This window comes from Myxococcales bacterium, assembly GCA_016699535.1.
Classification (GTDB): Bacteria; Myxococcota_A; Polyangia; order Polyangiales.
In genome coordinates this window covers 762,498-785,404 of the sequence record CP064980.1, presented here as the reverse complement: position 1 = coordinate 785,404, position 22,907 = coordinate 762,498, and the positions used below count along the sequence as shown (strand labels likewise).

Here is a 22,907-nt window from a genome sequence, read left to right as displayed (position 1 = left end):
CGATTCTATAACAAAACAAGAATTGGCTTACGCACTACCTTTCATCCGTCGGTTGTGCTGGCACTTCAGGGAGCCAGAGTGCACCAAGTTCAAGTTCGATGACATCAAAAGACTCGGCGCGCACCGTAACATTTCCTTCATAATTGCCGATGACGACCCATCTCTGTTCCTGCAAACGAAATACCTCCAAGGTGCGTTGCAAGGGATCGACGAGCCATGCGTGGCTTACACTTGGTCGAGCGTAGATAGGCATCTTGCGTATGCGATCAATGCGCGCGGTTGAGGGCGAAACGACTTCGCAAATCCAATCCGGCGGCAAGTCAAACCAGGCTTGATTTGGAACTTCAGGCATGCGCTCTTTACGCCAGCCGGCTAGGTCCGGTACCAACACATCATCGTTAAAGTGCAGCTCAGGTTCAAACATGATCCACCAACCACCGGGGCCACCACGACCGCGTTGAAAGGGGCTGCCAATATCCATGCCCAACACTGAGGTAGCTGTTGCGTGAGGAGCAGCTGGCCTCGGACTAGCGATCAATTCGCCATTTAGGATTTCTCCCACCAAATGCTCGGGCAAAGCGACTAAGTCCGCATAAGTCGCATTTTTTGGTGGTGCAGTAGACAGAGATTTAAGCATAGTGCAGCCCCTTTGCCTTGGCCAGCCCGTAGAAAAACGACCGGTTTGCGAACTTATTGGCCCTGCCAAAAGGGAAGTTGCAAGGTTTGTTGAAGCAAACGAGACGCTTCGGGTCTCAATTGAGTCTGCCTGGACACATAGTCACTTAGACGTTGAGCCAATCCTTCTAGCTCAAAAAGCTCAGTCATGAACACAACTTGATCAAGAGCAATGTTCAAAAACCAAACCACAAATTCTCGCAGTGCGGTCTGGGACAGATTGCCGCGTCCATCAAGTTCTCCTTCTCGTGGATCATCAGCGCGAGCCATCCTGGCTTTGTATTCACTTGGTGCTTGCAGTCCACGTGCAAGGCCCGGGGAAATGGACCAAAGGCCATGTGCGCCTACGCCAGCCAAAAGAAACATCGCATGTGACATCAAACGGCTAACGCGACCATTGCCATCTGGGAAAGGGTGAATGTAGTTAAATCGGTGATGAGCAATCGCGGTACAGATGATCCGTTTGGAAGGACCAATATTCTCAAAGTGAAACAGCGTTTCAAAGCGCCGCGTCCCTATAGAATTCGCGATGAAGCGAACGGACAAAATCAATGGAAGCCGGTTCGCTAAAATTTTCCGCTGCGAACTGTTCATCTATGTGCTGCTGCAAACGAATATGCGCGCGCTTCGAGCTGTGCCGGAAGCGCGTTGGCTTCTGGTTTTGCCACCTTTTGGAGACCACGTACCCCACTGAGATTAAAATCGCTTTAGCTCGTTTGAAAATCCTAAAGATTTCGGTGCTAATCTGGTGGCTCGGAAATTGCATTCTTTGATATCGAAGGATCTTTTAATGGAAGAAATCAAGGGTTTTAATTTATACAGTTTTCTTCTCTGCATGGTTGCTACGAGTGCGTGTGCGTTAAGTACAACTCCGAGCGAGGAGCAAGCACATCAAGCAAGCAAAGTGGAAGTGCTTCATACGGTCTTTTTGGATTTTGCTCCGGGTCAATACAACTATGGAGAAGTCGATTTAGCGGCAGACAATGTATCGCTTGCCTTGGAGATCTTCGATTGGTTAGCGAAGCCTGGCACATTGGTTGAGCAAGGTGTGGTGGAGTCCGGCTTTGCAGGGCCGGCGTTCGCTTATTTAATCAAAGCAGAACTTGAACGTATCTTTGAAGGTCTGCATTCTGGCGAGCTTGAATTTGTGCTTGAAAGGCCACGGGACGGAAGAAACTACCATACGATCGTGTTTGACACCTATATGCCTTTTTCTGAAATAGCGACTTCGTGGACATGGCAGATAGACGGAGTTGCCCCCATGGACTGCGGAAACTTTAATGCCAATGACGTGACCTGGGTATTTGTTAGGCACGCCTTCAACAATATGCTGAGTATCGAATTCTTGGACGTGAGCATTAGAAACCTAGTTCCTTATTTTGCAATCATTGCCGCCCATGAGCTTGGCCATGCTTTTGGGCTAAACCACGTTGCTGATCCTCGGGCGATCATGCACCCCACGCTAGCGCAAGAAGTGGTAGATGAAAGCTTTGAAAACGGCGGTGTCCTTGACTTTTCAAAGGTGACCTGGCGCGCTGCAGCGCAGGCTGGTTCCGATCCACTAACAAATTGCTATGAAAACCTTTATGTGCCGGATACATCTGCAGAGAAGAGCAACCCAGACTATTCAGAGATGTGGCAAGATGCGCCTGCAGTGTGGCACAAAGTGCTAAGCAAACCATCTCCGGCATTGCGCTACCCGGGCGCGGCCAATCACTGCGGAGATGTTGAAAGGCATGATGTGATTTGTCGTGAGGATGATCCATTCACTCGGTTTTCCTGTATGGCTCCAGAAAACACGGGAGCCGATGATGAAGTCGCCTACCCAGGGCAAGCTCTGGGTACAGCCAAATGGCGCGCCGCTCCATGCCCTTCTGGCAGTCGCTGTCGGCTGGATACGGATGACATCACACGATGCTCAGAGGCGTGTCGCCTCCATGAGGGAGAATGGCTTGATAAGGGCGGGATCATTTCCTTTCCAGAAGATCCGGACATGCTCTACCGTTGCGCCTATCCAGATGCCGAACGTGATCCTACAAAAAGCTGGTTAGACCAGTTTGTTCGAGTCAATCGATTTTTTTAATGCACAAGTTCGAGTAACGCTTCTACCGTTTGCTCAAACGAAGCATGCTCGTCGGGTCGTTGTCGCAAAAAATTTTCGATGTGTTTGAGGCGATAAAGAGCATCGTCGAGCAGCAAATTACTGCCAGCTTTGTACGCCCCCAAAGAAACCAGGTCGCGGTTGCTTTCATAGACCGAGATAAATTCACGCAAGCGTCCAGCGGCCAATCGGTGCTTTTCTTCAACTAAAGAGTCCATGACCCTGGACAAACTTGCCAATGGATCAATCGCAGGAAAACGTCCGCGCATGCCGATGTGCCGATCGAGCACGATGTGTCCATCAAGAATGCCGCGCACCTCATCTGCAATGGGCTCATCAAAATCATCGCCTTCGACGAGCACGGTGTAGATAGCGGAGATCGATCCCTGTTCGCCTTGACCACTGCGTTCCATAAGCGATGGCAGTGCAGCAAACACACTTGGCGGATAACCGCGGCGCGCGGGAGGCTCGCCTGCAGCAAGGCCGACTTCGCGTGCAGCACGAGCAAAACGGGTCACGCTGTCCATCAAAAGCAAAACCCGTTTTCCTTGATCGCGAAACCACTCGGCAATCGCGGTTGCAGTATAGGCGCTTTTGAGACGCACCAAAGCGGGCGCATCGCTGGTAGCACAAACGACGACGCTTTTCTTTTGGCCTTCATCGCCAAGGCAGTCTTCTAAAAACTCACGCACTTCACGGCCGCGTTCGCCCACCAAGCACACCACCACAACATCCGCATCGGCGCCGCGCGCGATTTGTCCAAGCAGATAACTTTTCCCGGCACCACTTCCGGCAAACACACCCATGCGCTGGCCGTATCCCAAACAAAGCAAGCCATCGATTGCGCGAATGCCTGTGCTGAGTACTTGATCGACCCGCTTTCGTTTAAGTGGATCGGGCGGCGGGCGCATCACATCCCAAGGGCTACCATCGATCTCGCCTTTAGCGTCCATGCTCTGCCCCACGCCATCAAGCACTCGGCCGAGCAAAGCATCGCTGCATTGAATTTTTAGAGAGTGACCCACACTTCGAACCAAATCCCCTGGAGCTACCCCCGTGGTTGGGCCAAGCGGAAGCAAAGTCACACCGTCTTCATCAAAGGCAACTACTTCGCAAAGTAAGGGCTCACCCTGAGATGGATGAAGCTCGACTGCATCGCCGATACGTGTATGGGGAATCACCGCGCGAAGGGCAGGTCCAGCGCTGGCTGTAATCCGGCCCTCCACGGACAGAGCGCTGCTCTCGGAGATCCGTTTACGGTATCGGCTAAGATCCATGCCTTTAGTGTAGGCCGAGCCTGCTAAAACTACCATTTTTTCTGAATTTATGCCAGGACATGTATGATGGGGTAGGAGGTAGACCTACATGAAGCAAAACACTGTGACCTTTTTGTTGAGTCTGTTCGTTGTGCACTCGGTGATGGCTCAAGACATGCCTGCCATAGTAGATGCTCAGCTAGTGGAGGTGTTCATGAGTGAGCTACTTTCCGAAAGTACGCCAGAACAAACCCTTCGCAAGTTAAATGAGAGTCTGCGCGTGCAGTACAGTATCCTGGCCGATACAACCTTCGATCCGAAAAGCATTGAAGATCTCGCGGTCCGTCAAAAAGAATCTTTGGAATCACTTAGCTTCGATGATCAACACAATCAGATTTCCTTCGTTCACTACCGCGGCAAAAGCCGATATCTTTTTGATCAAGGCTCTCTAAAAAAAATAGTTCATGAGTTTACGGTGCCGAAGAAAATGCAAGTGCGGCGAGTTTGCGAATTGAGCATCGCACAAAATGAAATGCTGCTCGAGCTGAGCTACGACAGCACGCGTCAGCAAGTTTTTCGTATTGCTGTGAGCAAGCAAGCAACACAGAACGTTGCCGTACAGATCCATGGCCTTCCGCGCTATTGTAAAGCCAAGGATCCAACATGGCTGAGCAGTGTCATCAGCAAAGCAGCAACAAACTTGTATCAAAGTTCGGAAGAAGATCCCCTGGCAGCGCTATGATAAGCTTTCTTTGAGCTTAGGTTCAGGCAGAGCGATAGCCAGTTGTCTGACTAATTCTTTTTGCTTCTTTGTGAGCTTCTTAGGAACATCGATGGTTACTGTGACGTATTGATCGCCGCGACCAAGGCCTCCTAGTACGGGAAAGCCTTTGCCGCGCAGACGAAACACCTTACCGGAAGGTGTTCCTGCTGGAAGTTTCATCGTGACCTTGCCGTCTAAAGTGGGAACGTCGAGTTCATCACCAAGGGTGCATTGAGAAAAACTCACAACTAGAGTGCAATGCACATCAGCGCCTTTACGCTTGAAAAGCGGGTGCTTGGCAATGCGTACGCGTAGGTGAAGATCCCCATCGCCTGCGCGGCTTTGATCCCCGGCCCCGCGAATGGATCGCGTTTTGCCATCCTCTATGCCAGCTGGAAAACTCACTGTAAGCACTTCGCTTGATGGACGAAAGCCCTTGCCCGCACAGGATTTACAAGGTGACTCCACGATGCGCCCTTTACCCTCGCAGCGTGGGCAGTCGATCTCCTTGGCAAAGAATCCTTTACCACCCTTAATCACGCCACGGCTTTTACAAGCGATGCACGGCTCGGCGCTACTACCCTTGGCAGCGCCGGTGCCAGAACACGAATTGCAGCGGGTTTGCCTGTCCACGGTAATGTTTTTGCTGACACCAAAGGCGGCCTCGGGCAGCGAGATCTCAACGTCCATCTCGATGTCCTTAGGCAAGCTCGATTCACGTTTTTGCCGGAACAAATCACGCAGACTGTCCACCACTTCATTGAAGTCGATGCTTTGGGATATCTGCTTTCGATCAAAGGCTATGGGCCCAAGTCGATCGTATTGTTTGCGCTTGTCAGGATCGGATAAAACCCTATAGGCCTCGACGCACAAACGAAAAGCTTCCCCGGCCCCTGGATCGTCTGGATTACGGTCAGGATGAAGGCGCGCCGCTTGTTTGCGATAAGCGCGTTTAACCTCCTCAAGCGTAGCGACTCGCTCGATGCCTAATAATTCGTAGTAATCAACAGTTGATCGAAGCACCTTGGGACAGCTTATAGCATGTATACAAAGTACTTTCTAAAAGGTTATTTTCGAGGACAAGATGAGTGTGCAAGAGCAAACAGTCAGACTCGGCCGAGTCGCTGAAGCAGAGCAGGGTAATCGGCTTGATCGTTGGCTTGTGCTTCAGAAACCCGAATACAGCAGGATGCAGTACAAAGAGCTGATTGAGGCCGGTAAAGTCTGGGTCAATGGCAAAGTCGCTAAGAAAAGTTGTGTTCTTACTCAGGGCGATACGGTTGAGCTCAAGGCTCTGCCTGAGCCAAGGGACTTTTTGCCGGCGCCAAACGCCGCGTTAAAACTCGAGTTGCTCTACGAAGATAAAGATCTTCTTGCTGTGAACAAAGTAGCTGGCATGCCTTGTTTTCCTTTGCGTCAAGATCAGAACACAACCCTTGCAAATGCACTGATGGCACGTTTCTCGGAGCTCGGCTGCTTTAAGAAAAACAAACGCGAGGCAGGGCTGCTGAATCGACTTGATGTGGGCACCTCGGGTATTGTGCTTGTGGCGCGAAACGAAGCAAGCCTTGCTAAACTCAAAGAGCTGCAAAAACAGGGCGCTATTGAAAAATATTATCTTGCGCTTTGTGAAGGTGAAGTCAAAGCGCCTCAGCAGATCGCGTTAAGGTTAAAAACCAATCCTAAAAACAAAAGCAAGATGATGGTCTGCGGCGAGTTCGAACCAAAAGATCAAAAACGATCGACATCCATTTATGACGTTCAGTCTCTTGGGCAAAACAGTCTCGTGAAGCTGCGCATTCATCGCGGACAGCGGCACCAGATCCGCGCACACATGGCTGCCATTGGTCATCCACTTGTTAACGACCCGCTTTACGGAGCTCAAGCAAAACCAAGCATGAAGGGTTATCGCTTGCATTGTGAAAAAGTAATTTTCTCATCCGCGCTGAGCGAAAAAAAGATTGAAATTCATGCGACTCTTTCAAATTGGCGAATTGCCAAGTTTGGCAAATAAAACGCCTAAAACATGACAAAACTGTCCTTTTTAATGCTTAAAAAATGACACTTCAGTCATGTGCATTTTTCTTATTTACCCTGTAATAAAACGCACTTATGAGGAAGCGTTACGCGCAAAAAAATTTTGCATGCAAGTTGTTTGCCAAATGAAAGTGGCAAAATTACGAATGATCGCCTATAAAAAATCGAGCAGTGATGATTTCTGTGATGGCCTGCGTGCATTAGCGATGAAGATATCGCTCGCGTTGCTGGGTCGTTCTCGCAAGCATTGCTGTAAAAGCGTTGCCGCGTGCGGTGCAAGATCAACAATTTATCTGGAGGTGTTTTTCGGTGTCGGAAAACGTAGAGCAAGCTCAATTAGACAAACCAACCACTAAACGTCAAAGCTTTGGTGATGAACCGCTCAATGTCCGTGAAAGCGAACATTATCACGAAGAATACGTACATGCTTTTGTCGAAAAATGGGATCGACTGATTGATTGGGACAGTCGCGCAAAAACCGAAGGGACCTTTTTCATTGATCATCTAAAGCAACGCGGTGTGCGCAAAGTGCTTGATGTTGCAGCAGGAACCGGCTTTCATTCGATACGCTTGATTGAAGCTGGCTTTGAAGTTGTCAGTGCGGATGGCAGTGCACAGATGTTATTTAAGGCTTTTGAGAACGCAAAAAAACGCGGTCATGTACTGCGCACCGTCCAAGCCGACTGGCGCTGGCTCAACCGCGATGTGCACGGAAAATACGATGCCGTTGTGTGCTTGGGAAATTCCTTTACCCATTTGTTCAACGAGAACGATCGCCGTAAAGCTCTGGCAGAGTTTTACGCAGCGCTGCGTCATGATGGGGTTTTGATTCTCGATCAACGCAACTACGATGCCATTATGGATCATGGCTACTCCTCTAGTCATACCTATTATTATTGTGGCGACAATGTGTCCGTTAAGCCCACGCACGTAGATGACGGATTGGCCCGTTTTGAATATGCCTTTCCTGACAATTCAAAATTTCATCTCAACATGCTCCCGCTGCGAAAAGACTATGTTCATCGCCTGATGAAAGAAGTTGGTTTTCAAACAGTGGAAACCTTCGGTGATTTTCAAGAAACGTATCGGGAGGAAGATCCTGATTTTTTCATTCACGTGGCGCAGAAACAATATCATTCCGATGAAGGGGAAGGGGCATGAGCGAAACAGCCACCTTAGCCACCGAAACGGCGCGCACTTACTACAACAGCGAGGATGCCGATCAGTTCTACGCTTCGATATGGGGAGGAGAAGACATTCACATTGGACTTTATCGCGATGAAAAAGAGGCCATCGCCAAAGCCAGTCACCGTACTGTCGAGCGCATGGCTTCGTACATAAAAGCCACGGCTTCCGAGCCGCGCATTTTAGATGTGGGCTCGGGCTATGGCGGCGCGGCGAGATATCTTGCCAAAACGTTTGGCGCAAAAGTGGTTGCTCTCAATCTCAGTGATGTTGAAAACGAGCGTGCTCGTAAGCTCAACAGTGAACAAGGTTTAGCGAAGCAAATCGCTGTGATTGATGGCAGTTTCGAAGACATTCCTTTTGAGGCGGATGCTTTTGATGTGGTCTGGTCGCAAGATGCCATCTTGCACAGCGGAAATCGGGAGCAAGTCATCACCGAAGTGGCGCGAGTGCTCAGGCCCAATGGCCAGTTTATCTTTACCGATCCCATGCAAACGGATGATTGCCCAGCAGGCGTGCTGAAGCCCATTTTGGATCGCATTCATTTGCAAAGTCTTGCATCACCTGCTTTTTACCGCGAGGCCTGCAAAAAACATGGGCTCAAAGAAGAAGGTTTCGAAGAGCTCAGTAGCGAACTCGTCAACCATTATTCACGCGTACTGAGTGAAACCGAGTCCCGTTCAGCAGCGCTTCAGGCAAAAGTAAGCCCCGCGTACATTGAACGCATGAAGCAAGGACTCAAGCATTGGATTGATGGCGGCAAAAAAGGCTACCTTACCTGGGGCATCTTCCGCTTTATCCGTCAAGCGAGCTGATTGATCCAAGCAATGGTTTGGTTCTCCAGACCAAGGCGATTGCCAAAACCGAGATTTAGTGAATCGGGAAATGCGACGTGGCCTCCAGAAGCACAATGAAGGTAAGTTGTGCTTTTGGAGAAGCTAAGATCCTTTGGATAGTTGGATTCAGGAAGCATGGGATCTTGCGATGAACTTACAATCAAGCAAGGCAGTCGAATCTCGTCCAATCGAGGCGCAATGCTTGCTTGTTCGTAGTAGTCTTCCACGCTGGAAAATCCGTGACGCGGAACAACGGTAAGCTTGTCCCAGTCGTAAATGCTCGTGACTTTTTTAACTTGCGCATAAGGTGTGGGTGCGCGTCCTCGCTGATCCAGTTTTTCGTAGACCTCTTTAAGACCGTTAAGCACATGATGGCGATACAGCCAGGCCGTAGAGCGATCGATGGCAGATTGAGCACGCTTCAATATGAGCGGTGGGCAAATAGCGATGACTGAATGCAAGCGCGGATCATCAATGTGCAAAGCTGCATGCAAGCAAAGATGCCCGCCAATGGAGTAGCCAAGCAAATGAAAGCGTTTGAACTTGCCAAGCGCAGGGCTCTTTAGAGTGAAAGCAATGTCCTGCCAAAGTGCAGCATGCGAAAGATCGTCACCTTTGCGATCGTAACCGCGTACGGAGAGCAGCAAGTAAGACATGTTTTGTGCATCGCATGCACGGACAAAGCGTTTCATGTAAGCACTGTCAATCGATCCGCCCAGGCCGTGTATGACGATAACTAAATCATCCGTGTTCGACTGATCACTCAGTTGTCCTGTCAAAGTGATTTCGCCAATCGCGGGATCCGTAAAACGCTGCGACCACGGAAGGTGATGAATATTGTTTGTGCTTGTGAAAAATCTATCTTTTAGATGAGGAGCAATGGTCCAATAGTGTCCAGCTAAGTTCATGTTATTTTGCGGTGTTGCGTAGTTGTTTGATGCGGTCGCGCAAGGCGGCGGCACGTTCAAAATCAAGGGCTTCTGCGGCTTGTAGCATCTGGGCGCGCAGTTCGCTAACTGAAGCTTCGATGGTTTTGGGATCATTGTTCGTTTGAATGGGTATATCGATGTAGTCGCGTGCAGCCGATCCAGAGCGAATATCAAGCAAGGCTCGTTTTACGGTGGTTGGTGTGATGCCGTGCTTTTTGTTGTAGATTCGTTGAACGTCTTGTCTGCGCTTGGTTTCATCCATGGCTTGTTTCATGGCTGCGGTGATCTTGTCGGCATACATGATGACGTGTCCGTGCTCGTTGCGTGCAGCTCGACCAATCGTTTGAATCAGCGAACGAGGCGAGCGCAAAAAACCTTCTTTGTCAGCATCAAGAATGGCTACAAGCGAAACCTCAGGAAGATCCAAACCTTCGCGCAACAAGTTGATGCCGACAAGTACATCGAACTCGCCTTTGCGCAAATCACGCAAAATCTCGATGCGCTCCAAGGTGTCAATGTCACTGTGTAAATAGCGCACGCGCACACCGAGCTCCGTGTAGTATTCTGTAAGATCCTCGGCCATGCGTTTAGTCAATGTGGTGACCAGAACGCGTTCACTCCGATCAACACGTTTTCGTATTTCAGCAAGTAAGTCATCAATCTGCTGAGCGATAGGACGCACTTCAATGGTGGGGTCCATAAGACCTGTGGGCCTGATAATTTGTTCGACAAATACGCCCTGGCTTTGTTTTAGCTCCCAATCTCCAGGGGTGGCGCTTACACAAATCATGTGTTTGATGTGCTTTTCAAACTCATCAAAGCGTAAGGGACGGTTATCAAGTGCGCTGGGTAATCTGAATCCATAGTCGACAAGGTTTTGTTTGCGAGCGCGATCCCCTTTGTACATTGCGCCTATTTGAGGGACGGTTTGATGGGATTCATCAAGAATCAAGAGAAAGTCATCCGGAAAGTATTCAAGCAAAGTCGGTGGTGCTTCGCCAGCTTCACGGCGTGACATGTGCCGCGAGTAGTTTTCGATGCCATGGCAAAAGCCCATTTGCTCAAGCATTTCAAGATCATAAAGAGTACGTTGCTCGAGGCGTTTGTACTCTTCATCTTTGCCCTCTTGCTTCAAGACAGCCAAACGCTCTTGAAGTTCTTCTCGAATGTGATCCAAGGCAAAACGCAAATCGTCTTCCGGAATCACATAATGAGAGCCCGGATAAACAGCATAGCGTTCAAGTTCTTGAATTGTAGTTCCGCGGATTGGGTCAATTCGGAAATCTGTTCAATTCATCACCCCAAAACTCAATGCGAATAGCAAGATCGTCTTCATAGGCTGGAAATATCTCGACCACATCGCCCCGGACGCGAAAGCATCCACGATGAAAATCATCATCTTTGCGTTCGTATTGAATTTCGACCAATTGTCTTAGCAAATCGTCGCGCTCGATCTGCTGGCCTTTCTGAACGGGAACTAGCATTTCGACATAGGTACCTTTGGCACCAATGCCGTAGATGCACGAAACGCTGGCGACGATGATGACATCGCTACGTGAGAGCAAGGATCGTGTTGCGCTATGGCGCATGCGATCAATCTGATCGTTGATCAACGCATCCTTTTCGATAAAGGTGTCTGTGCTGGGAACGTAAGCTTCGGGTTGGTAGTAATCGTAGTAGCTTACAAAGTACTCAACAGCGTTGTTGGGAAAAAGATCCTTCATCTCTGCGTAGAGCTGCGCTGCCAATGTTTTGTTGGGCGCCATGATCAGAGTCGGTTTCTGCACATGCTCGATCACGTTGGCAACGGTAAAAGTCTTGCCGCTACCAGTGATGCCCAAAAGCACCTGAACCTTTTCATCCCGCTCAATGCCAGCACAGAGCTCAGCGATGGCTTGGGCTTGATCTCCAGCAGGCTCAAAAGGCGCAGATAAGGAAAATAATACCTTTTTGTTATTCTTAGTCACGGTTTTTTGATTGAACATACAAGCGCTCGCCTTCGCCAATAAGTTGTAGCGCTTGAGCTAGCCCGTAATGTTTTTTGTAGTAAGGATATTTAATTAAGGTCAGCGCTCGTGAGAGAATAGCGCCAGCAGGTCCATACATGCGGCGAAAAAGAGCTCCTTTGGCGATCATCAATTCTTTGTTTTCAAAGCGTTTCCCTGAACTCATCCATGGATGGATGATCAGTTCTTCAGGCACAAATGCTATACGTAGGTTTTTCTTTAGGGCATCTGCTAAAAATATATTTCCTTCGCCGGTTGGAAAAGCCGAACCAAGACCAAAACGTTCATCGAAGCGTAGTCCAATGCGTTTGATGGGAGCTAAGCGAAAAACAATCTCCATTTCCCTTACCGAAGCAATGCTGAGCAGGTTATGAGAAAAAGAAGAAGTGCGATAGTTCCTGTACAAGCGACCTTCAGGGGTGCGAATGCGAAAAGTTAGAATGTCGCTCTCCGGCATTGCCCTGCATGCCTTCTGTAAAACGTTAACGATATCGGGCACAAGGGTGACATCGTTGTCGCAAAACACACAAACATCTCCGCGCGCATGGCTTAGGGCACGATTTCGACTTCGGGCAACACCACGTTCGCGGTAATTGTAAACGCGGATGCCCTCTTTCGGTTCCAAACGATCTTGTTCATCTCGATGTTGATTTATGATCAGCACATCGCAATTCATTGCTACTGCTTGATCGCACAATTTGGGCCAGACACCATTCATGGTACTGGTTAGAAATTCAATATGGAGATTCTCTAGTGACATAACGGGACTTGTACTCTATTCTGTCTAGTCCGAAGATGAGTCAGGGATTACTGCTTTTTTTGCTTTCGCCTTCGTTTGCTCCATCTTTCTTTGCTGTTTTTTGGCAAAGAATGCAATCGCATCATCACCTGCTTTATCGGTGAATTTTGCGAGGAACCAACCGTTCCTTAGAATCAAAGATTTTGGCTTGAACATTTTTCTCCACTCATTGGGGATGTCCTTTTTGGTACGAGCCAAGCCAACATAATGCGTTATTTTGTATTTCTTTAAAATGCTATAGCGCCGATGAATATCGCATTTTTCACTAGTGGCGCAGCCATAGTCTTTCTCTCTTTGTTTTCTGTTTCTAATACCCGGTGAATGAAACCGGCCAATGATAACTCGTGCTTCGAAGAGTCTGGGAACTTCAACAAGCAATCTAGGGTCGGTTAATACATGTGCTCCGATAGCTAAGTTCTGTTGTAAAAATGCGCGATGTTCTTTTTGATTCTCGAATATAGCTGCTCCAACACGTCCTCGTCTGTTGAGATAGTCATTCCACCGATATAGGCCTGAAGCGTAAAGTCCACCTCTAAGAGTAATAGCGCTAAAGATAAGTACAACGGCTATGAGAATTCCAAGAATTTCCCGTGGAAAGAATCGTCTAAAGGCATGCCACAAGAGGAATGGTAAGTTGAGATAATATGCGATTCCACCAAGATTACTCAAACGGTACAAAGCGAATACATGATTCCCGAGAAGTTTTAGCGTGAGGGTACATAGTGGTGGGATATACAAAATAGCAAAAGGTATAGTCCCGATGAACCACAAAAGACGTAGTCGTCGATAGAAAAACATGAAAGGAACGGCCCATAAAAAGGAAAAATACATCCAGAACCCATTGCTCTTAAAGAGGTTTTTCCGTTCATACTTCGGTGCTCTCATCTGAACCAAGCCGGATTCAGTCACTCTGAATCGTTCGGCATAATGCCCTTTTAGAGTACGCGATTTGTTTTCCCGTGAGACTTCGGATGTTTGAGCCTGTTGCTTATTCTGTGTATGTGAGTGCTTGGCGGCTACAGGGTTCGAGCCCTGGTCATGTTTTGCGCTTACGGAAAGGTACAGAAATGGTGCGAGTACTAGAAAACTAGCCAGCGCAGCGAAAGATACATACATACCAGGTTTTTTTGATGATCTGATAGGCAAGCTTGATAGCGAGGAGAGGGGCTAAGCATAGAGCCGCATAGACTGCATAAAGAGCATGTATCTGACAGAGAACAAGCAGCGAACAGGCAAATTTAAAAACCGCAGCGAAGCTTTTTTCACGCAACCAAATTTGTAGAAAAAAAGCTATTGTAAGTGTCAGAAATACGTGTCTTCCAATTTGGTTCGGATAGTTGAGAAAATAGGTTGGTGCCAGCGAAACAAGGGAAAAAAGAGTGGTCAGCCAGGCAATTTTTTTGTTTCGAAAGACCGTCCACGATGCAAAATAATACGCTCCAACAATTAATATTTTTGCCCATAGCAACGACCAGTACCACGTGCTTAAGTAGTTACCAGAAAGCATCTTGGTGATACTTGCTAATAAAGCATGATAGATATTGGTATGGTAGGTGCTTATCATTTCGTAAAAAATGATAAAGGGTTCGCGGTTTGTAAAACCAGTATCGTGGAGCATGCGAATGCGAGTAATATGCATGACCGCATCGCCTCTGAAATGAGCACCAATCCGTGCGCTAAGTACCAGATCAGTGAGAATAACGGCTAGACATAACGCGGTGCTAGGAGAAATCGGATTGAGACTAAGTTGATACCATTTCTTTTTTATTATCCATACGATGCTCATCGCAAGCATAGCGAGCAATGCGCTGTATAGAAATTGAATGGGCAAACTAAACAGATATCCAATGATTGAAAATGGGAAAAGATTACCAACGACCAAAAACACGAAAGGGCATAGCTTGCAGGAGTCCAACGAAAATCTTTGGGGAAGAAAGTCCGCCCAAAGACAAAACCTGGAATCGGAAAGGCAAGTAGTATAAATAAAAAGGTTCGCAATTTTCTCCATCTTCCGTCGCGATGTTCACCCGGTCTTTTTAGAAGGGTTTTGAAATGTACCGCGAGTGTAGGACGGGCTCATGTTTGGCGTGTGCGCTTGTGCGTGTCAAGGCTGAGAGGCTAATTTATTAGTCTCCGTGAATCGTTTTGTATTCCTGAAACAAAGATCCTCGTAATGCAGCCAATAATCCTAGGCCATATGCCACGTAGCGTAAATATTGAACAAGCCGGTGAGTCCCGGTAATGAGGCCGACAGGAAGCAGTGCAACGCCAGCACATATGGAAACCATTGCGGTCGCAAAGATACGAACACGCGCCATAGTATTTCGCTTGAGGTCAATTTCACAAAAACCATTGCACGCTCCCTGTCGGTACATACGTTGCAGCACCCAGCGCAGTTGAATGCGACTTTCAGGAACTTCCTCTCTTGCAATGGCTTTATTCGTCCAAACAATCCGAAACCCTGCCTGATGAACTCGTGAAAAAAATGCCGATCTGAACCACCCGTTAGGCTTAGTCGCTCGTCAAACCAAGGGCTGACTACGGAGAAGATCGAGCTTCGCATAAGTACATTACCGGTGGCACACCAACTTAGTTGTGTTCCTTCCGCATAACTAAGATGCCTGTATATTTTTCCTCGGGTTGCCCATGATGGGGCGTTCTGAGGCAAAATCGACTCAACTGGTCCGGCCACTACATCAGCATGATAGAGACGCTGAGTATCGAGTAGCGCTTCAAGCCACCCGTTATCAACGCGTTCATCGTCATCGACAAAAACAATAAAATCACAACCTTCGTGCGTTTCTTTTACGCCGCGGTTTCGCGCAAAGGGAATGCCCTGTTGTGCTTCCACGACATAACGAACAGGCCAGGGCAAAGTCGATTGGATCTGTTCGCATGCCTTCTTAGCGGAGGCCTCGGGGTCATTGTCTACCACAACAATTTCAAGCTGTGGTGCGCCGGTTGTGAAGCGTAATTGTCCAATGGAACACAGCAATTCTTCGACCATACGCGGCCGTTTCATTGTGGCGATGACAATGCCAACAACAAAGCTGGCGCGTGCTGGGGAGTCTTGGGTTTTTGGAGGCTCCATGACAAACAGGTCTTTAGCAGGATCCGCCCGCACGAGGCAAACCCAACTACGCGTCGTTAAAGAGCTTTTTCGTTGCATTCCTTCCGCTTGACCGCGGGAGGGTCTTGGGGCAGGGTTAGCGCGAAATATGAAAATTATCGCTGAAATTGGTTGTAACCATCAAGGCAACATGGCGTCGGCTAAGAAGCTTATTGATACCGCCGCTTCGTTTTGCAACGCAGATGCTGTGAAATTTCAAAAGCGGCACCCTAAAGAATTGTTGAGCGAAGAAGAATATAGTCGCCCTCATCCTGTTCCGCACAATTCATTCGGTGAAACATACGGTGAGCATCGCGAATTCCTTGAATTTGACATTGATCAGCATAAGCAGTTGTCAGACTGGTGTTCCCAGGCTGGCATAGAATATTCCTGTTCCGTTTGGGACGTGACATCTGCAAAGGAAATCGCGAGCTTAAAGCCACAATGGGTTAAGGTGCCCTCGGCTTGTAATCTCAATTCAAAGTTACTGGCTTATCTCGCTGACGAGTACGATGGTGAAATACATATTTCGCTTGGTATGACGACTCAAGCTGAAGAAGAGACTATTGTTGCCTTCTTGGATAAGCGAAAGCGAGCGAAGGATGTTGTGTTATATAACTGTACCTCGGGTTATCCTGTGGCCTTTGAAGACCTCGGCCTTTTAGAGATCCCACGCCTTATTGAGCGTTTTGGTTCCACTGTGAAGGGGATTGGTTTTTCAGGACATCATTTAGGTATTGCGGCTGATATTGCAGCGGTCACCTTGGGTGCTCAATACGTTGAGCGTCACTTTACCTTAGATCGCACAATGAAAGGCACGGATCACGCAGCAAGCTTGGAGCCTGACGGCTTACGCAAGCTCGTGCGAAATATTGAATGTGTTCAAACTGCGCTTAGCCCTAAACGCGAAGAGATTCTTGAAGTTGAGAAAGTTCAGCGCGAAAAGTTAAAGAAAAACCAAATACAATGGAACGAGAGCGACTAAACACGCTGGCTTTGATTCCGGCTCGTGGCGGATCACGTGGAATTCCCGGAAAGAACATTCGGGTGTTGGCAGGGAAGCCTCTGATCCATTGGACCATGGAGGCTGCGCTTTGTGCGAAGGAAGTCAGTGGTGTCTATCTTTGCTCAGATAGCTCTAGCATTCGAAGTGTCGCCAACGAAATCAAGAATCCTAAATTAAATGTCATTGATCGTCGAGCAGAGAATGCAAGCGATACGGCTTCAACAGAATCCGTTATGCTCGAATTTGCGGAACGATTTGATTTCGATATTTTAGTGCTTATTCAAGCAACGAGCCCTCTGTTGGATGCGACAGACCTTGATGGAGCACTGGATCAATTCAAAAAAAGTGATTTTGACTCGATGCTATCAGTTACTCGTGAGCATCAGTTTCTTTGGAAGATGGTCGATGGCCGTGGTGAAGCAACGAACTACGACCCACTAAATAGACCTCGTCGGCAAGACTGGGATGGTGAGCTTGTCGAAAATGGCGCGTTTTACATTACGACTAAAAAGGCCTTAATTCAGAGCAGCTGTCGACTTTCGGGCAAAATAGCCTTGTGGGAAATGCCTCGAGAGCGAAGTGTTGATATTGATGAGCATCACGACTTTGCAATTGCAGAGTCCCTTCTGAGCACGGCAAAGAAAGTTAACGGTGACTTTTCTCAACGGGTTGGGCAGCTCAAATGGCTTATTTCAGATGTTGATGGCGTACTTACGGACGGCGGTATGTTTTACGGTCCGGAGGGAGAAGCTCTGAAAAAATTTAATACCAAAGATGGAAAAGCTTGTGAGTTGTTGAGAAAAGCGGGTCTTGGCGTGGGAATTCTTACACAGGAAAATTCGCCATCAGTCGCGGCGCGAGCAAAAAAACTTATGCTTGATCCAGTTTTTCTAGGAGCTGAGGATAAAGTTAAAGTGCTCAGTGAATTTATGAAACAAAAGCAACTTGCGCCTCACGAGATTGCTTACATTGGGGATGATCTTAATGACATTGCAGTCATGAAACAAGTTGGGCTTGCAGCGTGTCCTGCGGATGCGGTCTCGGGAGCCAAAGCGGTGGCTCATTATCACTGCACAACAAGGGGTGGACAAGGTTGTCTGCGTGAATTCGCGGACCAAATTCTAAGATTTCGCTAAAAGCGATCGTGACAAGTCGCCTTGATTGTTATTTCTGAAGAAGGTCTTCGAGTCACAGAAGGTTGCACGGAAAAACTTAATGGATCAACGTGAGCAAGCATTAGCGAAATTAGAGAGTGACGAAAAGAATAAGCAGCTATGGGGCTTGAAGCTCTTGGGCTATCCAGTCTGGCCACTTTTGCGAATGAAAGCTTATCATCAGAAACTTTACGATAAAAAAATCGTACGGACATCGGGCCCTGAAGCTCCCTTGTCCATGCGTTTAGCAAATGTAACAACTATTATAGCTAACGATCTTCGGCAGAAGTTCAGTTTTGATCGTGATGCGTTTTCAGATGGTGACGTTTGGGTTATGACAACAACAAACTACCTCCGAAGAACCGCCACAGGATCAACGCAGTGTATGTTCGCAGGAGATTTGCTTTCGGAACTTGGTGAAAAAGTTCGCTTTGTTGAACGAACAACAAATGGTGTGAGCGTTTCTTCTAATCCACAGGTTGTTCGAATTGATCTTTTGCATCTAACGTCTATTCTTGCGGGTCGCGTCGTGGGCAGCATTCGTGCTCGATTTAACGGCTCTACGAGTGAAGCTGAAGTAGCGGGTTTACCGTATTGGCAGGCCTATCAAATGGCGCTCTACGGTAAGATCGTGGAATCGGTAGCCAGCCGTTGGGTGGACCGCTATCAACCCCAAGCGGCGTTTGTCGTGTGTGGGTTTGATGCTTTTGTTGCCTTTCAGCGTGTTTTAAGACGAAAAGGCGTGCCGTTAATCGAATTTCAACATGGTTTCTTTAATAATGCGAGCGCGGGCTACGTATTCTCAGAAGAAGCAAGGAACGATTATGTTCCTGAACACATGATAGTGTTTGGTCGTTATTTTGGTGAACATCTTGAGCGGCAAAATGCTTGGTGGAAAGGTAAGTGGTCTGTGGGTGGACATCCGTGGATTAAGCGCGCAGTGGCGGGTCTTAGCGAACAAGAAAAAAGCAACACCATCGCGTTTTTCAGTCAGCCAGATTCAACTGTACGCGAACAAATTCGAAGGTTGCTGCAGCATATGTCTCAAAACGATGCATTGAAGGACTGGCAACTGGTTTTGAAACCGCACCCAAGAGAAAATGATGCTGAAAAATATTGGGGCTTGCTTCGTTCGGATAGACTTTCTGTGGCGTCAAACACGGATGATAGTTATGCACTATTAAGGCGGTCTCGCGCTGCCGTCTCGGTGTATTCTACCTTGGCGGCTGAAGCCTTAGCGTTCCAGTGCAAAAGTATTGTTCTGGAGTCCGATTTCCGAAATTATGAAATACAAGATCTGATAAATCGTGGCTACGTTTATGAGGCCAAGAGTATCGAAGATATTGAAACAATTGTACGAAGACCCACCGACATAAATGCATTCGAACATCTTGCAACTTGGCTCTTTGGTATTGGTGAAAAAGAACTAAATTATTCACAGCTCATTACTTCTCTTAGGTCACAATGATAGGTATCTATTCTTTAGGTAAGTTACTAAAAAATGCTTTTCCTCCGGAGTCAGGACCCGTACGGCGATTATTTATTCGTATGCTGACACAAGCAAGGGCCTATCGTTCTCAGTTGCACATACAATCTTTGCATCCGATATCCGAGGAAGTTGGAAATTGGGCGGAGCAGGTAAAAAACAAAGGTTTTCACGTTATTGAGGATTACTTTACAGCTGATGAGTGCAAACAAGCTATCGCGGAGCTGGAGCGTCTTTTTTCAGAATACACCGAGTTAACCGTGAACCGATCCGATTGTAGACTTTTTGGTGTTGAGCTAGCGTCAAAGATTTGTCGTCGGTTAGCCGATGATCCTAAACTTCTTTCAGTCGCTGAAGTAATCAATGGGGCTAAGACAGTAAATTTTTCAACCTTGGGAGCCCGGTTGGATTTTACGCCAAACAATATGGGATCTGGCGAGGGCTGGCATCGTGACTCATTTCCTCCTCAGGTAAAAGCTATTTTGTTCCTAACTGATGTGACTATCGAAAATGGTCCTTTTCAGCTCATCCGAGATTCCGCCGGTTTTAAACAGCTGATAGCCGATACTTGGACCGCTCGACTCGGTCACTATCAACATCGCTTTACTGACGAGCAGGTTCAAAGGCTTGTAAAACAATCACCGGAGCGATTGATGACCTTTACTGCGCGTGCCGGCACCCTGGTTCTAGTCAATACAGGTGCTATTCATCGAGGCTCCCCGATTCGGTCCGGGACACGCTATGCGCTTACGAATTATTATATGCGCAAGGATCAGGTGACTCCTGAAACAGATAAGCATTTTGGGAAACGTTTGACGAAACAATTTCTAGAATCTGTCACCTAGAGATTCAGGTTTCTAAGATGTTTAACTTTCATTGAAGGTGAATGAAAGGCAGCGGTCTTTTACTTCCTGAAGGCGGTCTTTGTGAAAAAAGAAAAAGTCATTGATACGCAAGCGGCCTGTTTTCCAATTTTCAGCTGAATGGAATAGATCTTCCCTAAAATTTTCGATAGGAAAGAGTACACTCGAAATAAGATAGTATCCACGATAGCCAAGTAAGTTTAGTTTGCTAGAGACGGTAGTGATAGCATTTGGGATATGGGTATTATCGATCTCCATGAACAAATGAGGCTTACACCGATCAAGTGTCTCAGTAGCCCCTTCGATGAGCGAGAGTTGATGACCTTCAACATCAATTTTTATAAATTCAATATCGTTATAATTGTAGCTATCGAGTCGGCGTGTTTGAATGCTTCGCTCTTCGATACCTACGCGGCTAGCAAGGTCTGCAACGTGTGTGTTCTCTTTTTCAAGAGACGAAGAACCTTTGTGGCCCTTGGGTAATTTTAATATAGCGCTGCCGTCATGGTCTGAAAGCGCCACCTCTTCTACCGAACACGCACATGGCGCTCCAGCGCCGAGATCTCGAAGTTTTACAGCGAGCTCAGCAATCGGTTCAAAAAGCACTAATCGACCTGAAAAAGGCATAATTTCCAATGCGTAATCGCCCATATGGGCCCCCACATCGAGCGATGTTTTCTGTTTGTCACAGAGCATTCGCATTAGTCGCTTTTGTGCCCATTTTTCAAGACGTGTACTGGTGTTGGCCTTGGCAGACTGCAGGTGAACTTGGCGTTCGCGTAAGATATAAAACAGTTTCGGACTTGATTTACGAACGATTAACGAGACAAATTGTGCAAGAGGCATGGACATTGGTGTTGACATAACCTTTCCTTATTTTAGAGCCAATCGTCTAAGTACTGCAGACCCAAGGTAAGCAACCTTTTCTTTGTATAATTGAGCTTGCATCAATCCTTGCTCAACACGATTGAGTTGAACTTGTTCAATCGGCCGATTCTGGACAAGATGCCTTAGAAATTTAAGCATCGAAGCGCGATTTTTTACATCGGCTGTTTGACTCGTGCGCAAACTGTCATGAACATCGCTAGAAACATGTGAAGGTAGGCGTTGCCCGAGATTATCAAGGTAGAGCTTTCCTTCAAAAGGCAATTCAAGTTCAGCAAAAAGCTCACGCAGGGCTCGCTCGAATTTAGGAACGGTATAGGTTTCGCTTGTTTCGGATGCCAGCCCTTCTGTATCAACTTCAACTTGCTTGTAGTTGTTGAGCAAGTCGATAAAACAGTCTGCCCCTTCTTCAATTGTCGTAAAGGTGCGAGAATTCTTAGAATTAAAAAATTGCTGCCCGCCGCCCTTGAGATGCGCTTTGGCTACCACGGGAAGCCCACAAAGCATGGCTTCTTTGATGACTTTACTCTGGCCTTCGGTGTCACTGAAAAGGGTAAATACACGACTGCTGTTGTAAAAGTATGCGATGTCTCGCCGACTCACGGGGAACAGTCCTTTAGTTCTTACATAAATGAAAGAGAATTGCTCACGTTCCTCTCGATTAAAAAGCCGCATATAAAGTTCAGGCAATTCATTGTGATGCGTAGCAGGTTTTCCTGGAGGTCCAACGCAGATAACCAAAGCACGGGTGTTCGGTCGCTGATTGAAGACAAGACGCAGGCAATGAAATAGCTGATCTGTGTTCTTGAACTTTGCGGTACGCGTAACTGAAATAATATCCCATTGTTTCGGAACTTCGGGCCGCCGGCTGAAATAGCTTGGCGTAAACGAACTGCTATTAAATCTAAGACGTCGTGGGGATACCTCGCCATGAAATTGGACGGTATCTTCAAAAGCGAGATGAAAATCCACATAAGGTGGATGTTGTGCATTTGGGACGTACCAGCCCCAATGCATTCCGATCACGTAGCGTTCCTTAAGCCGCTTTAAAAGCGGCGCAATAAAAGCAACGTCCTCACCAAGACATTTACGTTCTTTGTGAGTGAATATCAAAATGCCTTTGCTATCTTTTGTCGATTCTTTGATGATAATGGCCAAGGTATTAGTCCTTAAGCGACAGTTTATGCCTGGTATCTAAGCGTTGATAGCACAGAGCCAAAACCATCGAATAGCTGCTATGCCTTTCGAATATATGCAGTCGGCGTTCGTGCATAGGGAATCGTTTTTATCTCAAGTTTATGATCCGCTAGAAACTGATCAACGGCGTCGCTTTCAGTCCAACGTGGTATAGCGTACTCATCGAGTACAACGATGCCGCCACGCACTATTCTGGGCCACATAGCCTTCAATGCCGCGAGCGTGGGCGCCGCTAAATCAAGATCCATGTGCAGTAACGCTATGCGAAAGCCAGGATGTTTTTCAACGTAGCTTTGGGCTGTCTCTGTGATATCGCCTTTGATGAGCTCGCAGCGATGATCTGGGATGCCTGCTGCTTTTACCATGGTCATAATTTCTTCTGGACTTGTCCCTTTAAAGTTTGCCTCAGAAACGTAGTCGTTTACGGCCGCGGTTTCGGAAGTGTTGGAACTTGGTCCGAAGCTATCAAAAGTATCAAAACCTACCGCGCGTCTTGCTGATCCAGTATCGTAGATGTTTAGCAATTTGAGCCAATACAGTAAGCCGGCGCCTTTAAGACACCGCATTCTACGATATCTCCAGGGATATCAAGGACCATGCGCAGGAGATCATAGCGTACA

At 47.5% G+C, this 22,907-nt stretch carries 21 protein-coding genes and 1 pseudogene; 9 read left to right on the top strand and 13 right to left on the bottom strand.

Going from position 1 to position 22,907, the window contains the following annotated elements; all coding sequences use genetic code 11:
- Positions 1–34: 34 nt before the first annotated feature.
- Positions 35–637: a Uma2 family endonuclease gene (locus IPJ88_03785; protein QQR90864.1), complete on the bottom strand. Its 603-nt coding sequence runs from the start codon at positions 635–637 to the stop codon at positions 35–37.
- A gap of 53 nt (positions 638–690) precedes the next feature.
- Positions 691–1,269 carry a Fic family protein gene (locus tag IPJ88_03780; protein QQR90863.1) on the bottom strand — a complete coding sequence of 193 codons (579 nt, stop codon included), beginning with the start codon at positions 1,267–1,269 and terminating at the stop codon, positions 691–693.
- Positions 1,270–1,465: 196 nt separating this feature from the next.
- Here IPJ88_03780 and IPJ88_03775 point away from each other — a divergent pair, with 196 nt between their 5' ends.
- The gene (locus IPJ88_03775; GenBank protein QQR90862.1) at positions 1,466–2,758 is read left to right on the top strand and encodes a matrixin family metalloprotease; all 1,293 of its coding nucleotides are present in this window, start codon (positions 1,466–1,468) and stop codon (positions 2,756–2,758) included.
- Here the strand turns inward: IPJ88_03775 and IPJ88_03770 are convergent.
- On the bottom strand, positions 2,755–4,053 hold the full coding sequence (locus tag IPJ88_03770) for a FliI/YscN family ATPase (GenBank protein QQR91956.1): 1,299 nt from the start codon (positions 4,051–4,053) through the stop codon (positions 2,755–2,757). The genes IPJ88_03775 and IPJ88_03770 overlap by 4 nt on opposite strands.
- A gap of 88 nt (positions 4,054–4,141) precedes the next feature.
- On the opposite strand from IPJ88_03770, the gene IPJ88_03765 reads away from it, so the two are divergent.
- Positions 4,142–4,774, top strand: coding sequence for a hypothetical protein (locus IPJ88_03765; GenBank protein ID QQR90861.1), 633 nt, complete (start codon positions 4,142–4,144; stop codon positions 4,772–4,774).
- Here IPJ88_03765 and IPJ88_03760 read toward each other — a convergent pair.
- Entirely contained in the window at positions 4,769–5,818 is a 1,050-nt protein-coding gene (locus IPJ88_03760; GenBank protein ID QQR90860.1) for a J domain-containing protein, read from the bottom strand. The two genes, IPJ88_03765 and IPJ88_03760, sit on opposite strands and share 6 nt — an antisense overlap.
- A 61-nt stretch (positions 5,819–5,879) precedes the next feature.
- Between IPJ88_03760 and IPJ88_03755 the strand changes: the two genes are divergently transcribed.
- The 3 genes from IPJ88_03755 (at position 5,880) to IPJ88_03745 (ending at position 8,832) form a co-directional block, all read left to right on the top strand.
- Positions 5,880–6,809, top strand: a complete 930-nt coding sequence (locus IPJ88_03755) for an RluA family pseudouridine synthase (protein QQR90859.1) — start codon at positions 5,880–5,882, stop codon at positions 6,807–6,809.
- 332 nt (positions 6,810–7,141) lie between these two features.
- The gene (locus IPJ88_03750) at positions 7,142–7,993 is read left to right on the top strand and encodes a class I SAM-dependent methyltransferase (GenBank protein QQR90858.1); all 852 of its coding nucleotides are present in this window, start codon (positions 7,142–7,144) and stop codon (positions 7,991–7,993) included.
- The gene (locus IPJ88_03745) at positions 7,990–8,832 is read left to right on the top strand and encodes a methyltransferase domain-containing protein (GenBank protein QQR90857.1); all 843 of its coding nucleotides are present in this window, start codon (positions 7,990–7,992) and stop codon (positions 8,830–8,832) included. Before IPJ88_03750 ends, IPJ88_03745 begins: the two co-directional genes overlap by 4 nt.
- On the opposite strand, the gene IPJ88_03740 is transcribed toward IPJ88_03745, so the two are convergent.
- From IPJ88_03740 to IPJ88_03715, 6 genes and pseudogenes are all read right to left on the bottom strand, one after another.
- Positions 8,820–9,761, bottom strand: coding sequence for an alpha/beta fold hydrolase (locus tag IPJ88_03740; protein QQR90856.1), 942 nt, complete (start codon positions 9,759–9,761; stop codon positions 8,820–8,822). The two genes, IPJ88_03745 and IPJ88_03740, sit on opposite strands and share 13 nt — an antisense overlap.
- Before the next feature lies 1 nt (position 9,762).
- A pseudogene (gene uvrB / locus IPJ88_03735) lies at positions 9,763–11,767 on the bottom strand (excinuclease ABC subunit UvrB).
- Positions 11,742–12,548 carry a glycosyltransferase family 2 protein gene (locus IPJ88_03730; protein QQR90855.1) on the bottom strand — a complete coding sequence of 269 codons (807 nt, stop codon included), beginning with the start codon at positions 12,546–12,548 and terminating at the stop codon, positions 11,742–11,744. Before IPJ88_03730 ends, uvrB begins: the two are co-directional and overlap by 26 nt.
- A gap of 24 nt (positions 12,549–12,572) precedes the next feature.
- On the bottom strand, positions 12,573–13,496 hold the full coding sequence (locus IPJ88_03725; protein ID QQR90854.1) for a hypothetical protein: 924 nt from the start codon (positions 13,494–13,496) through the stop codon (positions 12,573–12,575).
- Positions 13,497–13,674: 178 nt separating this feature from the next.
- Entirely contained in the window at positions 13,675–14,373 is a 699-nt protein-coding gene (locus IPJ88_03720) for a hypothetical protein (protein QQR90853.1), read from the bottom strand.
- A 402-nt stretch (positions 14,374–14,775) separates the two neighbouring features.
- Positions 14,776–15,678 carry a glycosyltransferase family 2 protein gene (locus IPJ88_03715; GenBank protein ID QQR90852.1) on the bottom strand — a complete coding sequence of 301 codons (903 nt, stop codon included), beginning with the start codon at positions 15,676–15,678 and terminating at the stop codon, positions 14,776–14,778.
- 127 nt (positions 15,679–15,805) lie between these two features.
- Between IPJ88_03715 and IPJ88_03710 the strand changes: the two genes are divergently transcribed.
- The 4 genes from IPJ88_03710 to IPJ88_03695 all read left to right on the top strand — a co-directional run bounded on the left by IPJ88_03710 (position 15,806) and on the right by IPJ88_03695 (position 20,187).
- Positions 15,806–16,681 (top strand): N-acetylneuraminate synthase family protein, encoded by an 876-nt coding sequence (locus IPJ88_03710; protein QQR90851.1) that lies wholly within the window; start codon positions 15,806–15,808, stop codon positions 16,679–16,681.
- Positions 16,663–17,838: an N-acylneuraminate cytidylyltransferase gene (locus IPJ88_03705; GenBank protein QQR90850.1), complete on the top strand. Its 1,176-nt coding sequence runs from the start codon at positions 16,663–16,665 to the stop codon at positions 17,836–17,838. Before IPJ88_03710 ends, IPJ88_03705 begins: the two co-directional genes overlap by 19 nt.
- A 79-nt stretch (positions 17,839–17,917) precedes the next feature.
- Complete coding sequence (locus IPJ88_03700) at positions 17,918–19,324, top strand: hypothetical protein (protein ID QQR90849.1); 1,407 nt, start codon at positions 17,918–17,920, stop codon at positions 19,322–19,324.
- Positions 19,321–20,187 (top strand): phytanoyl-CoA dioxygenase family protein, encoded by an 867-nt coding sequence (locus tag IPJ88_03695; GenBank protein ID QQR90848.1) that lies wholly within the window; start codon positions 19,321–19,323, stop codon positions 20,185–20,187. The genes IPJ88_03700 and IPJ88_03695 overlap by 4 nt, the downstream gene beginning before the upstream one ends.
- A gap of 21 nt (positions 20,188–20,208) precedes the next feature.
- On the opposite strand, the gene IPJ88_03690 is transcribed toward IPJ88_03695, so the two are convergent.
- The 3 genes from IPJ88_03690 to IPJ88_03680 form a co-directional block, all read right to left on the bottom strand.
- A complete protein-coding gene (locus IPJ88_03690) occupies positions 20,209–21,069 on the bottom strand; it encodes an FkbM family methyltransferase (protein QQR90847.1) in 861 nt (286 codons plus the stop codon).
- A gap of 9 nt (positions 21,070–21,078) precedes the next feature.
- Positions 21,079–22,248: a glycosyltransferase gene (locus tag IPJ88_03685; GenBank protein ID QQR90846.1), complete on the bottom strand. Its 1,170-nt coding sequence runs from the start codon at positions 22,246–22,248 to the stop codon at positions 21,079–21,081.
- A 77-nt stretch (positions 22,249–22,325) separates the two neighbouring features.
- Complete coding sequence (locus tag IPJ88_03680; GenBank protein ID QQR90845.1) at positions 22,326–22,853, bottom strand: class I SAM-dependent methyltransferase; 528 nt, start codon at positions 22,851–22,853, stop codon at positions 22,326–22,328.
- Between the last annotated feature and the right edge of the window lie 54 nt (positions 22,854–22,907).